Annotated in this window: 13 protein-coding genes; 3 read left to right on the top strand and 10 right to left on the bottom strand. The window is 54.0% G+C overall.

Features of this window, described 5'->3' with window-relative positions:
* A partial coding sequence (locus ACP5D4_RS13300; RefSeq protein WP_428012105.1) for a hypothetical protein occupies nucleotides 1-274 on the bottom strand: 274 nt, incomplete at its 3' end.
* 126 nt (nucleotides 275-400) lie between these two features.
* On the opposite strand from ACP5D4_RS13300, the gene ACP5D4_RS13295 reads away from it, so the two are divergent.
* Nucleotides 401-904 carry an RNA-guided endonuclease TnpB family protein gene (locus tag ACP5D4_RS13295; protein WP_428012104.1) on the top strand — a complete coding sequence of 168 codons (504 nt, stop codon included), beginning with the start codon at nucleotides 401-403 and terminating at the stop codon, nucleotides 902-904.
* Nucleotides 905-1482: 578 nt separating this feature from the next.
* Here ACP5D4_RS13295 and ACP5D4_RS13290 read toward each other — a convergent pair.
* Genes ACP5D4_RS13290 through ACP5D4_RS13280 form a run of 3 tightly spaced genes read right to left on the bottom strand, consistent with a single transcriptional unit; the run spans nucleotide 1483 to nucleotide 6608 of the window.
* Complete coding sequence (locus tag ACP5D4_RS13290) at nucleotides 1483-4488, bottom strand: UPF0182 family protein (protein ID WP_428012103.1); 3006 nt, start codon at nucleotides 4486-4488, stop codon at nucleotides 1483-1485.
* Between the two features lie 10 nt (nucleotides 4489-4498).
* On the bottom strand, nucleotides 4499-6019 hold the full coding sequence (locus tag ACP5D4_RS13285) for a protein kinase domain-containing protein (RefSeq protein WP_428012102.1): 1521 nt from the start codon (nucleotides 6017-6019) through the stop codon (nucleotides 4499-4501).
* Between the two features lie 4 nt (nucleotides 6020-6023).
* A complete protein-coding gene (locus tag ACP5D4_RS13280) occupies nucleotides 6024-6608 on the bottom strand; it encodes a hypothetical protein (protein ID WP_428012101.1) in 585 nt (194 codons plus the stop codon).
* A 172-nt stretch (nucleotides 6609-6780) separates the two neighbouring features.
* Here ACP5D4_RS13280 and ACP5D4_RS13275 point away from each other — a divergent pair, with 172 nt between their 5' ends.
* Entirely contained in the window at nucleotides 6781-7053 is a 273-nt protein-coding gene (locus ACP5D4_RS13275; RefSeq protein WP_428012100.1) for a Mo-dependent nitrogenase C-terminal domain-containing protein, read from the top strand.
* A 16-nt stretch (nucleotides 7054-7069) separates the two neighbouring features.
* Here ACP5D4_RS13275 and gmk read toward each other — a convergent pair whose 3' ends face one another.
* Together gmk and remA are read right to left on the bottom strand one after the other, a co-directional pair.
* The gene (gene gmk / locus ACP5D4_RS13270; RefSeq protein WP_428012107.1) at nucleotides 7070-7639 is read right to left on the bottom strand and encodes a guanylate kinase; all 570 of its coding nucleotides are present in this window, start codon (nucleotides 7637-7639) and stop codon (nucleotides 7070-7072) included.
* An 86-nt stretch (nucleotides 7640-7725) separates the two neighbouring features.
* Entirely contained in the window at nucleotides 7726-7983 is a 258-nt protein-coding gene (gene remA, locus ACP5D4_RS13265) for an extracellular matrix/biofilm regulator RemA (protein ID WP_017660271.1), read from the bottom strand.
* Between the two features lie 181 nt (nucleotides 7984-8164).
* On the opposite strand from remA, the gene ACP5D4_RS13260 reads away from it, so the two are divergent.
* Complete coding sequence (locus ACP5D4_RS13260) at nucleotides 8165-9892, top strand: Rqc2 family fibronectin-binding protein (protein WP_428012106.1); 1728 nt, start codon at nucleotides 8165-8167, stop codon at nucleotides 9890-9892.
* A 107-nt stretch (nucleotides 9893-9999) separates the two neighbouring features.
* On the opposite strand, the gene ACP5D4_RS13255 is transcribed toward ACP5D4_RS13260, so the two are convergent.
* The 4 genes from ACP5D4_RS13255 to ACP5D4_RS13240 form a co-directional block, all read right to left on the bottom strand.
* Entirely contained in the window at nucleotides 10000-10638 is a 639-nt protein-coding gene (locus tag ACP5D4_RS13255) for an ABC transporter ATP-binding protein (RefSeq protein ID WP_428012099.1), read from the bottom strand.
* 56 nt (nucleotides 10639-10694) lie between these two features.
* Nucleotides 10695-11144, bottom strand: a complete 450-nt coding sequence (locus ACP5D4_RS13250) for an SRPBCC family protein (RefSeq protein WP_428012098.1) — start codon at nucleotides 11142-11144, stop codon at nucleotides 10695-10697.
* A 159-nt stretch (nucleotides 11145-11303) separates the two neighbouring features.
* The gene (gene zds, locus ACP5D4_RS13245) at nucleotides 11304-12740 is read right to left on the bottom strand and encodes a 9,9'-di-cis-zeta-carotene desaturase (RefSeq protein WP_428012097.1); all 1437 of its coding nucleotides are present in this window, start codon (nucleotides 12738-12740) and stop codon (nucleotides 11304-11306) included.
* Nucleotides 12741-12782: 42 nt separating this feature from the next.
* Complete coding sequence (locus ACP5D4_RS13240; protein WP_428012096.1) at nucleotides 12783-12905, bottom strand: hypothetical protein; 123 nt, start codon at nucleotides 12903-12905, stop codon at nucleotides 12783-12785.
* Nucleotides 12906-13157 lie beyond the last annotated feature (252 nt).

Genomic DNA, 13157 nt, shown 5'->3' with positions numbered 1-13157 from the left:
AATCGGTTGACTGAACCTGATGATGAGGTTCCATTTGACTATCGATCGCCCCAATTAAATCTCCAATTTTTTCAGATAACGGTTCGGATTCAGGTTCGGCTTGTTCAAGTTGAGATAAAATCCAATGTTCGGGAGTTACCCCTTGTTTTTGGGCAACTTCGAGGAGGGCTTGATACGTTTGTTCGGATAAAATTAGGGTATGTTCTGACATGAGTTTACTGAGTGAGCTTGTTCCGATTTTAACTCCAATACCTGTGAATGACAACGATGCCATTGAGCCAAAAAGCAGGGGCGTTATCGGGAAAATACAACGCCACTTTTTCCAAATACCGCTACTCTCTGAAACGCGCCATCACCTCTCTCTATCTCAGCTTAGAGATTTGGGTTATTCCCATCATTTTTGGCAAATGTCGCTTACTTTCAGAAACCGGGCTTCTACCGGAGTTTCTGCATCTTCACAGAGATTTTGCCAGAAAAAGCGAAAGGCACAAAAGGGGCTAAACGGCTTCTGAAACGGCTATCGGGGAGAGAGAGGCGTTATCAGAGTTGGGTCAACCACAATATTTCTAAACAAATCGTCCGTCGCGCCAAGGACACTCAGTCGATTATCGCCCTCGAAGACTTAACGGGAATACGAGAGCGAACCAACCGCCAACCTCGCACTAAGACTGAGCGCCGCCGTTCAAATTCTTGGGCATTTTATCAACTGCGACTGTTTATCGACTACAAAGCCATTAAAGAAGGTGTCGAGGTGGTAAGGGTTCCACCCGCATACACCTCGCAAACCTGCCATAACTGCTTGCACATTCATCCCCAGAAAGGAAAGTCTTACCGTTCGGGTATCCCCCCAACCCCCCTTTCTAAGGGGGGTTGGGGGGATTTGCGGGTGGAAAGGGGATGCTGATTTGAATGGCGCGACGATGATTAAACTCTTGGGGGAGTCTGTAAGCCTTCCCAAAACGCGCAACCCTCTATCTTGCTCTTGGCTAGATACTGTAACGGGTTAGTGCGAAAGCCCCGCGTCTTTAGACCGGGGTGAGCTTACAGTTAATGAGTTGAACTGAAGACAAAATTTGGGTAGGGGCGCAAATTTTCGCCCCTATATAAATGGTTTAAACAGGGGATAAACTCCACGTATCACCTCAAACTCAGAAAACTCAAACCCGATCGCGCCTGGAACATATTTATCGTATTTTCTAGCCTTCTTATTGCCCTGAAATTAACGCGATCTAAAGAGTCTACGAACACATACACTAACGCTTGGAATGGATAATTTTTGAACTTTCGATAAAAGGCTAAAAAAACAGAAGTCTGTTACAGAAGTATGCTTGGGAAGGCTCGATCCATGATATTATCATCGCTTTCACTAGAGGGCAAACCCCACCACGTACAAAACCATCGTCGTCGCGGTTCCGAGTTTCGATTGGCGACTCATACTCTCTTCCTCATCGTTTCTCCGATTGTATCGAACCCCAGATCGACTTATTCCGCCGTTTCCGTCTCGCCCTCTCCCACACCGGGTAAAATGCCCTCGATCGATCGAATAATACTGCGGGCGGGTAACTCTTCCGGCTCGAAAATCGCCGTCAACGCCCGATCTAACGTCGGTGCCATGGCAATCTGATTTTCATAGGCTACGATGACCCGTACCAGCGTCGGTAAACTGTTCTGTTCCGCCTCCAAATACAGCGGTTCCACGTACAACAGCGATCGCTCGATGGGAATCACCAACAAATTCCCCTGAATCACCCGCGATCCCTGCTGGTTCCATAACGAAAGCTGCTGGGAAATCACCGGATCTTGGTTGATGCGGGCTTCAATCTGCCCCGGTCCGTAAATCAACTCCTGTTTCGGGAACTGATACAACAGTAGTTTGCCGTAATTTTCCCCGTCCGATCGCCCCGCCAACCACGCAATCAAATTCGCCCGCCGTCGCGGCGTGAACGGGTGCAGCAAAATAAACTCTTCCGACGTCGACTGAGGCAGCTTCATAATCAAATAGTACGGTTCCACCGACTGCTCCTCGCTGCGGTAGATTTCCGTGGGAACCTGCCATTGGTCTTCTCGGTTGTAAAACACCTGGGGATCGGTCATGTGGTAAATCAGTAACCGTTCCGACTGCACCGAGAACAAATCCACCGGATAACGAATGTGACGCAGCAGCGTCGGGGGCATTTCCGCTAGAGGTTTAAACAGTGTCGGAAAGAGTTTGCGGTAGGTTTGCAAAATCGGATCGCGGGCGTCGACCACGTAAAACTGTACCGATCCGTTATAGGCGTCGATCAGTACTTTGACAGAATTGCGAATATAGTTAAACGAATGTTCTCCAGGGTCGGCGTAGGGATATCGATCGCTGGTGGTGTAAGCGTCGAGAATCCAATACAAATAGTTCTGATTGGGGTCGTCGTTGTCCGGGTCGAAGTCCGCCGTCACCAAATAAGGGTCGCGATCGAACCGCAAAAACGGCGCGATCGACTTCACCCGTCGATCGAGATTGCGGCGAAACAGCAGCTTCGTTTCCGGTAAAAAGTTGTCCGTCAACAGCATGCGCCAGTCGCGCAAATACACCGCGTACAACCAGCGACGCCATCCCGTCCCGATGCGAATTCCCCCCGTTCCGTCGTAAGTGTTGTAAACGTTCTCGTCGCCGCTGGGATAATCCAACTCCTGAATCCGCGTCGAGGTCATCACGTAATTGTCCGTCAGTTCCCCGTAATACAACCGGGGCGCACCGATGGGGATGCTGTCGCGAATCAGGGGATCTGTCACCTGAATCGGGTCGTCTTGTCCCGCCGTGGGGTCGGTGGCGATGCCTTTAACGAAATATTCCGGCAACCCGCTTTCCGTGGCCGTGTTCACCGGACTCATGGTGAAGCCGTAGCCGTGAGTGTACACCAAATGCTGGTTGACCCAGGTTTGGGCTTGGTCGGGAACCGCACTATAGTCCAACTCCCGCGCCGCTAAAATCACTTGTCGGGTTTCGTTGGCTTGGGGATTTTCCGGCGTCGGTTGGCGTCGGATGGTGTAGCGATCGATATCGGCGTTGGGAAACTTGTAATACAGCCGAATTTGTTGCAGTTGGCGGTTGGTTTCCAACAGGGGGCGACTGTCCCAGAGGCGGATATTGCGGATGGTGAGACTGTTGGCTTTCAACGACGCTTGATTTAACGCCCCCGTGGGATTGAAGGTTTCGACTTCAATATCGTCGAGATCGAAGCTCGATCGCGTGTAAGCGATGCTGCGTTCGATAAACGGTCGCTCCCGTACCAACTCGTTCGGTTGCACCACGATACGCTGCACTAACGCCGGAAGCAGCCAAGTCGTCGCGCCCGCCGCGATCGCGTAACCGCCCAAAATCACGTAGAGGGGCGGCACCAGGGTTTTTCGCGGCCGTCGGGGGGCGAGTTTTTCCTCGAGGGTGGGACGGCGACGGGGACGGCGATCGAACGGAGAAGCCCCCGTTACCGCTTCCCATAACAACAAAATGGCAATGGCCACCGCCAGCAACGCTAACGCCGTATACGCCGGAAGTTTGACGTTGACATCCGTATAACTGGCACCGAACACTACGCCGTCATCGGAATAGAGAAGTTCGTACCGTTGCAGCCAGAAACTCAACGCCAGAACCATCGCGGTGATGGCGCCGAGTCCTTGCAGGTGGCGCTGTTGCCACCGCGAAAAGCCGGGGAACCGCCCTTCGCTGAGGGATTCCCCCGACAGGAGATAGGTGAGGCTGACGGCGACGAAACAGTATCCGACCACGCCGAAACTCCAAAATTCCAAGAGTTCCAGCATCGGCAGGCGAAAACTGTAAAAGGCGATATCGACGTTGAAGAGGGGATCGCTTTGGGCGAAGTCCGTCGGTTGAAAGGCTTGCAACACCCGAGACCACTGGGCGGGTAAGACGACACCCAACCCGAGACTGAGGGCGATCGAAGAGAGTCGCAAACAGAGGCGAGGCCACAGCAGCACTACCACCGGGAACACCGCCAGCACTGCCCATTGAAGGGGATAGTCGGCGATCGGTTGTAGGGATTGCAGATATTCGACGGCGTTGAACCGTTGTGGAAGCGTAGCGGCGATACTGGGAAGGTTCCAATCGGGATGCCAACGATCGATCGCCAAATCGCTGTAATACAACAGCATCAAAGTTAACAGAATCCCGAGTCCCCATCCCGCCAACAGCAATCCCCCCAAGCCGATGGCGGGGGTTTTGGAGGGATCGCCGTTGTTGGCTTGTCTCGGAAACTGGACGCGATCGAGATATTTCAACCGCTGCGCCAAGCGCAGGTTTCCCCAACAAGTGAAGAACGTCAGTCCCACCGACAGCACCCAAATCGCCGCTTGGGTTTGCAGTCGGGTTTGGAAGACGGGGAGATAGCCGACTTCCTGAAACCACAACACTTCACCCGCAATTCGCGCCGCGAGGTCGATGCCAAACACCGCCCCCGCCAGCGCCACGATAATGGGAAAAACCCGTTTGACCATTCCTTTGGCGTTACCTCATTGCGTCTTCAGGTTCTTCGCCCCACTCGATGACCTCGATTTTGGATTTCGCTTCGGGTGTCGTTGGAGGTTCGACGGGATCGATCGCAGACTCCGACTCGATCGCAGGCGTCGGTTTTTCTTCAGAAAGGGGCTTCGGGGTTTCCGTTTCTTCCGGGTTCTCGTCCAACATCGGTTCCGGTGTCGGTTCCGGTGTCGGTTCGGCTTCCGGTTCGGCTTCCGGTTCGGTTTCCGGTTCGGTTTCCGGTTCGGTTTCCGGTTCGGCTTCCGGTTCGGCTTCCGGCGTTTGAATCTGTTTTTGCTCCTCGAGGGTTTCCTCGTCTAGGGGAACTGCTACGTCTGGCCGGTTAACTTCGGGATCGGGTTTCGGCGGGGGGTCGAGGACGGGTTGAGCTAAGGGTTCGTTTTTTTCCGGGCGATCGCGAGTTTCGTCTAAAACGGGAGTCCGATCTTCGTTTCCGTTTTGGGCCGTGCTGTCCCAACCGATGGCAAAGCCGCCCAACACAGCCGCCACAACCAATCCGATCGCGATGGGAATATGTTCGAACTTCCGTTTCAGTTGGACGGGTTCGGCCGCACGCATCGGGGGTTGGGGGGCTTGCGTCGCTTGGGGTACCGTCGCGGGAGAATGCGCTTGGGTGACGACCTGAGACGGGGCGCCTGGGGCGACGGCCACCGTTTTCATGGACGAAAGGGAGTTTCCCGGTGCCAGAGCCGCCAGCATTTCCGTCGCACTGGAAAAGCGATCGCGGGGGTGGAAACGCAAGGCGCGATCGAGCGTCGTTGCCAAACTTCCCTGTAGGTTCGGCAGCAGTTCCCGCCAGCGCAGCTCTCCCGTGGCGTTATCGACGGGAATATCTTGAGGGAGTTTGCCCGAGAGCAGATAAATCGCCGTCAGAGCCAAACTGTACAAATCGCTAGAATAGGTGGGGCGTCCGGCAGCCTGTTCGCTGGACATGAAACCGGGAGTGCCGATGACTACCGAAGATTTACTGGGGGTATCGGGGGCGCTAACCGCTTCTTTGACTGCCCCGAAATCGATCAGAACCGGGAGTCCGTCTTGGCGACGCACGACGATATTTTCCGGTTTAACGTCTCGGTGGACGATGTGGCGACTGTGGATGAAATCGAGAACGGGCAGAATTTGCGTCAGGAGTTGGACGACGGCTCGATCGTCCCACAGTCCCCCTTGATGAACTTGTTGCAACAGGGTTTCGCCGTCGATCCATTCTTGAACCAGGTAAAAGCGACCGCCTTCGGAAAAATAGGCGTACAGCCGAGGAATTTGTGGGTTTTCTTCGCCGAGTTCTTCGAGAACCGCAGCTTCCCGCTCGAAGCGAGCGCAAACGTCTGCGTAGCGATCGGGCGTTTGCGTGACCTGTTGCAGTTGTTTGAGAACGCAGCGGCGTCGCGAGGGAAGATGGGTGTCTTCCACGAGATAGGTATGACCGAAGCCCCCTGTTCCGAGGGTTTCGAGAACGCGATAGCGATTGTTGAGGAGCTGAGAGACCATAGGCTTAGAGGGGTTCGGCTTTTTCCACCGTGCGATCGTTGACTCCGAGGGTGAGTTTAAGGGATTTTCCGGCCTCGTGGGCGCGGACGGCTTGGCGATAGGAGGCGTAATCCGTCGGGAGCGTGACTTGGCGTCCGCCCTGCTCGTAGGATATGAAATATTCTACTGTTTTCAGCAGTTCGGGAGAATCGGGTTTTTCGCGGGGCGTTTCTCGCGCTTCGATGTCGTCCACGGTGGGACGGGGCGGGAGTTTCGGCCACCACAGTCCTTTCTCGTCGGCCTCTCCGACGGCTCCTTCGGGGCGTTCGCCGTTGACGTTGAGGATGGAGTTTGAGGCGAATTCTTCGTATCGGGGAATTTTGTCGGTTCCGGTTTCTTTGTAGGGAACGCGCCAGCTGTAGGTGGTAATGGCTGTGGCTTCGTACTCGTCGATGACGAGGCTCGTGCAACCGGGGAGGGTGAGGACTAGGGCAACCGTCAAACCCCTGAAGGCGTAATTTGTAATCATATCGTAATTTTGACCCGAAACCCGCCAAAAGAATCGATCGACCTTCACGAAAGCTTTACTGAAGTCGATCGATATCCTCATTGTATCTTTACCTAAACGGGACTTTCCCCTTCTAGGTTGGAAGAAGGCGACAAGAGGCGCGATGCGTTTCCCCAAACCAATCCGCTCTGTTATCGTTTTCGCGCCGTCGCCTTTCGATGGCTTAACTGTATCAAGCTACGTTTCCATCTAGGTTTTAACCTCGCGAAAGGTTATGTCTCCATTCGTTTCTTTTCTGATTCAACCGATCGATCGGTGGCTGGCGTCTCTCGACGTGGAAAACCCAGACCTAGCCCGATCGATCGTGCGGTGGATTCCAGACCAATGCCCCTTCGAGCGGGATGTCGTCTTGTTCGGGCGATCGCTGTTTCACATTCCCCCCCTGTGCAAACTTAATCCCCTGTACGATCGCTTCGTGGAACTGCGATTTCGCGCCCTCTGCTACCTCGTTGATAGCGTCGGCGATTGCGAGTTCACCAACGGTTAACCGTTAACCGTCGCCGTTACGAGGACGCCACGGCGTCACCAAACAGCACGTCTTCAAGCTGTTGGACGGTTTTTTCGAGATCGTCGTTAACCACCCGCACGTGGAATTCCCCCGCAGCGGCGATCTCTTCCTTCGCCCGGTTCAAACGCCGTTCGATGGCCGCGAGATCGTCTCGATCGCGACCCCGCAAGCGGCTTTCCAACTCTTCAAACGACGGCGGTAACACGAAAATCGACAGAGCGTCGGGAAAATGACGGCGGACCTGTCGCGCCCCTTCCAACTCGATTTCCAAAATCACCCATTTCCCCTCGGCGATTTGACGTTCGACCGACGCCCGAGGGGTTCCGTAATAATTTCCGGCGAATTCCGCCCATTCGAGGAATTCACCGTTGTCAATATTTTCGAGAAAGCGATCGCGGCTGAGAAACTTGTAATCCCGTCCGTCAACTTCACCGGGACGGGGATCGCGCGTCGTCGCCGAAATGGACAGAGAGAGTTCCGGGTGGCGTTGACGCAGCAAACGCAACAGCGTCCCTTTCCCCACGCCACTCGGTCCAGTCAGAACAATTAACCTTCCGTTTTGCATTAAACCTGTATCTCGAACGGACAAAGCGGGGAGATCGATCGCCAGCGCCATCGATCTCCCCTTTGGATATTCCATACGCCATGCCGTTACGCTTGTCCATCTTTATGAAAGACAAATCGATTCGCCACCGTTTCCGGCTGAATCGCCGAGAGGATGACATGGCTCGAATCGGTGACGATAACGGCTCGAGTTCGCCGACCGTAAGTCGCATCGATGAGCTGGCCGCGTTCCCGCGCATCTGTAATGATACGCTTAATGGGAGCGGACTCCGGACTGACAATGGCGACAACGCGGTTGGCCGAAACGATGTTTCCGAAACCGATGTTGATAAGCTGAATGTCCATGATGAATCCTTAGCTGACTCGTGTGAGGAACTGAGTGAAAAGAAGATCTACCTCTCAATGGTAGATAGAATCCAAAATTTTGGCTGACTCTGAACGAATTCCTTCAAAATTGCAGGAGACGGCCGCCCCGTTCCCGTTGTCGCCAACGGTTTCCCTGTGGAGATTTCAGCAATTTTTTCCCGTGCAACCTGTCGATTTAACTACTGTCGCTGCAATTTGTGCAGATTTGCGGGCGCATTGGCTTCCCGCTCGTTTAGAGCAAGTGTACCAACGCGATCGCACCCGTATCGCCCTCGCGCTTCGTACCCTCGACCGACGAGGCTGGTTGCGCCTCTGTTGGCATCCCCAAGCGGCTCATCTCTGCATCGCTGCGCCGCCGCCGAAAGAACCCGATACCTTTACCTTTAGCGACCAACTGCGCCACCAACTCAAAGGTTTGGCGCTCGTGGCCATCGAACCCCTGGCACCCTGGGAACGCGCCCTAGACTTCCAATTCGCCCGTCGTCCCGGCGACCCAGTACGCTGGCATCTCTACGTGGAGATTATGGGTAAGTATAGCAACCTGGTGTTGGCCAACGCCGACAATCTCATCGTCACCGCTGCCCACCAAGTCACCGCGCAACAGTCCAGCGTCCGCCCCATCCTCACGGGACAGCCTTACGAACCGCCGCCAGCTCTCACCAGCGCCGTCCCGAGTTTAGAGGAACCGTTCGAGCGCTGGAAAGAGCGAATTTCCCTAGTCCCCAATTCCCTTCGCCGCAACCTGCTGAAAACCTATCGCGGACTCAGTTCGTCCCTCGTCCGCACCCTGGCCGCCGCCGCCCGTCTCGACGCCGAACGCAACACGGACGAGTTGGCGGATTCTGACTGGCAGCGGTTGTATGAGGTGTGGAAAAAGTGGCTGATTTGCCTGGAAAAAGAGCAGTTTCAGCCCGGTTGGACGGAAAACGGATATACGGTTTTGGGATGGGATTCGATCGAACCCGTCGAAGATCTCCAAACCCTCGTCGATACCTACTACAGCGATCGCCTCAACCGCCAGAGTTTCCAACAACTGCGCCACCAACTCACCCAAAAAGTCAGCAACGCCCTGACCAAATTACAAGTCAAACGCCAAACCTTTCTCGATAAATTACAACAGTCCGGCGATGCCGATCTGTTTCGCCAACAGGCGGATTTACTCATGGCACATCTGCACGAGTGGCAACCGGGCATGAAAGCGATCGAACTGGCGGACTTCGAGACCGGGGAACCCGTAAAACTGACCCTCGACCCCGAAAAAAATGCCGTACAGAACGCTCAGCACCTCTACAAGCGCCATCAAAAGCTCCGCAGGGCAAAAGACGCCGTTAAGCCCTTACTCGCCGATACGGAGGCAGAAATCCACTATCTGCAACAGGTGGATTCCGCCCTCTCGCAACTCGACGACTACCGCCACCCCGGAGATTTAATCGCCCTCGAAGAGATTCGCGACGAACTCGTCGAACAGAACTATCTTTCGCTTCCCCAACATCGCAGTCGCAACAGCGACGGAGAAGACAACTTCTACCACTACCGCACTCCCAACGGATTTGAAGTTCTCATCGGACGCAACAACCGTCAAAACGACTTACTCTCGTTTCGCATCGCGGGGGATTACGATCTCTGGTTCCACACCCAAGAAATCCCCGGAAGTCACGTTTTACTTCGTCTCAATCCCGGCGCCGTTCCCGACGAAACCGATTTGCAGTTTACCGCCAACCTCGCCGCCTACTACAGTCGCGCCCGAGAAAGCGACGCCGCCCCCGTCATCTACGCCGAACCGAAGTTTGTTTACAAGCCCAAAGGTGCTAAACCCGGAATGGCGATTTACAAACACGAAACGGTGATTTGGGGAAATCCCGGCGCAGTGGAGGAGATGAAGGGATGATGCGTTGATGAGATGATGCGTTGAGGGGATGGGGAGAGGGGAATCCGAGCCAAACTCAGCGATTCCATACTGAATTAAACCTCTCTCAAACTCTGCCTTCTCAATTCTCAATTCTCCAGGCTCAATTGTTGCAGTTTTCCCCGATCGATCGTCCAACAGCGATCGGCAATTTCGAGGAGTTCCCCCGCGTCGTGCGTCACCACCAACAAACTCCAATGTTGCTTGAGCTTACCCAACAACGCCACCAACTGACGACGCATCGACCAATCTAAACCCGCTGTGGGTTCGTCGAGAAGTAAAATTTGCGGTTGGCGGATGAGTTGAACCGCCAAGGCTAAACGGCGTTGCTGTCCGCCGCTGAGAGCGTAAGGCGACGCCTGAAGGGACAAATGAGCCAATCCCACCTCTTCCAAGGCGGCTTTAATCTGTTCCGAACCGATTTCGGGATGTCCGAGGCGCAACTCTTCGAGAATCGTATTTCCGCAGAAGTGGCGTTCGGGGAATTGAAACACTAACCCCGCCAGTTGGCGCAACTGTTCCGGAAGCAGTTCGCGATCGCGCCACAACACTTGTCCCGATGTGGGTTCGGCTAATCCCGAAATAATTTCCAACAGCGTCGTTTTCCCCGAACCACTCGGACCTATCGCCAACCCCAACTGTTGCGGTAAAATCTCGAAATTCACCGATTGCAGGATTTCGGTGTGACTGGCGGGAGGGTGGTATCTCAGATTTTTAATATGCAGCATGAAGAGATCGATCGCGCTTCACTTGAAAATCGCCAAACCACAGAATTAAAGGATATTTAAGATTGACTCGCCTGGTGATTGAGAGCGTATTCGCGAAAGCGGTCCATATCCGCTTGAATCGTGGATTCGACGACGCGCCCCAAAAACAGGTTATCCATGAGTTTTCCGACGATACCGGGAATCGCGTAAGCCACTGTCAAGCGAACGATACTTTCGCCGTGGCGATCGTAAAATCGCACCGCCCCCCGATTGGGCAACCCATCGACGGATTCCCACTGAATAATCTGATGGGGAATTACCCGCAACATCCGCGAGAGCCAACTAAACTCGAAACTGCGCGAGGCTAACCGCCACCGAGACAGCGACGGATCGTCTTCTAAAATATGAACCGAATCGATCCATTGCATCCAGCGGGGCATTTGTTCCAAATCCGACCACAGTTTCCAAACTTCCTCGATGGGAACTGGAACTTCCACTTGAACGCTATGTTCTAACCACTCTGCCATTTTAATAATTGATAATTGAGAATTGAGAATTGACGGGAAATAGGGAGCGAGGATCGGGGAACAGCGAACAGCGATCGGCGAACAGCGAACAGATTGCTCCTCATCACCTCCTCACCTCATCATCCCATCATCCCATCATCACCTCATCCCCTCATCTCCCTAACCAAACCGCTGGAGAATCGCATTGGCGGCGCGATTGCCGGAAATGGTGGCGCCTTCCATGCTATCGATGTAATCCTGTTGCGTGTAACTTCCGGCGAGGAAAAAGTTATCGATGGGCGTCACTTGCGGCGGACGATAGGGGTCCGTGGCGGGAGCTTCGCGATACAGGGATTGCGCCAGTTTGACGACACTGTACCAGGTCATGTTTAAATCGCGGGCGGAGGGGAACAGTTGCCGCACCTGTTCGAGGACGTGGTGGGCGATTTGTTCGTTGTTTTGTTTGATAAAGGGATCTCCCGGCGTCAATACCAGTTGCATCAGCGATCCTTGTCCCGGTTTGTAGTAGTCGCCAGGGCTGGTGAGGGCTAAGTCGGCGAAACAGGAGAAGTCGGCGTCGGGGGTGTAAAGGAGGTTGTCGAGTCCGGCGGCTTCTTGGAGTTGTTTGCGTTTTTCGGCGTCGTGGAGTTCTGTCACCCAGCCGTCGAAGCGCAGTTGTACGGTGGCGACGGGAACTGTATCGAGTTTATAGATATTGTCGAATTCAGACCATTTGCGCCACTCTTGGGGTAGCACTTTTTGAATTCCGGGTACGTCGCAGGCGAAGACGTAGGCATCGGCACTGACGATTTCTTCGCTGTCTCCGGCGGCGACAACGATGCCGTCGACGCGGGTTCTGTCGTTGGCTTCGCTGAATTTGATTTGACGGATGCGGCGGCGGGTGTGGATTTTCGCCCCCCGTTCTTCTAGGTAGTTCAGAATCGGTTGGTGGAGGTAGGTGTGGGGCGAACCTTCTAGCATTCGCAAGACGGAGGCTTCGCTACGGGCGGCGAAAAATTGGAAAATGGTTAGCATACACCGGGCGGAGATGTTTTCGGTGTCGACGAAGCCGAGGGCGTAGGCGATGGGGTTCCACATCTTTTGAAGGCTGCCGTCGTTGCCGCCGTGCGATCGAAACCAGTCGGCGAAGCTGATGCGATCGAGATCGCGAATGGTGTTCATCGCCCCGTCGAAATCTACTAAACCGCGCACGATGGGGCTGGTTCCTAGGGCGAGGGAGTTGCGCAGTTTGTCGTGAAGGGACAGTTGCGAGGTGGTGAAGAAGGCTTTTAAGCCGTTGAAGGGCGCCCCGGTGAAAAACCGGAAGTCCAGTTCTCCGACTCGTCCGCCTTGGTTGATGAAGGTGTGGGTATGTTCTTTGAGGCGCAGGTATTCCAGCGCCCCCACTTTCTCCATTAGGGCGAAGAGGTTGTAGTAACAGCCGAAGAAGACGTGCAACCCCATTTCGATATGGTTTCCGTCGCCGTCTACCCAACTGCCGACTTTTCCGCCCACGAACGGACGAGACTCGAAGATTTCGACTTCGTGTCCCGCGTCGGCTAGGTTGACTGCTGTGGCTAATCCCGCTAATCCCGCACCAGCGATCGCAACTCGCATTCTTCGTTTTTTCCCGAACGTTTTTCTTTACATCTTGTAATCTTACTGGAATTGTTGGGCAAATGCTGGCCGGTCACTCGATCGCGTTGCGGATTCCCGGCGATCGAACCCGGCGATCGCCCCCCGGTCGGCGGTTATCGCTTCTTCCAGGGCCTTTCCAGTCATTGATGCTGTTGGATGGGGACGCGACCCCAATCTAACGGTTGCGGCGAGAACTGGATTCGAGCCAGCCCATTTCTGCAATATTCCGGCTTGCTGACCGCACATCTCATTTTTTTGTGTCTCTATTTTTTTGATTTATTATAGCATAAAATTTATTTTTTATGCTATAATAAAAATGGTATTTTTATCAAAAAAATACATATAAAAATATCAAACAATTCCTCGAAAAATCCCCAATCGGTCAATGTCTGTATA

It is taken from the genome of Baaleninema sp. (genome assembly GCF_049974805.1).
In the GTDB taxonomy this organism is placed as follows: domain Bacteria; phylum Cyanobacteriota; class Cyanobacteriia; order Cyanobacteriales; family Geitlerinemataceae; genus Baaleninema.
The sequence above is the reverse complement of the archived record's forward strand: the minus strand, read 5'-3'. Positions and strand labels throughout refer to the sequence as shown.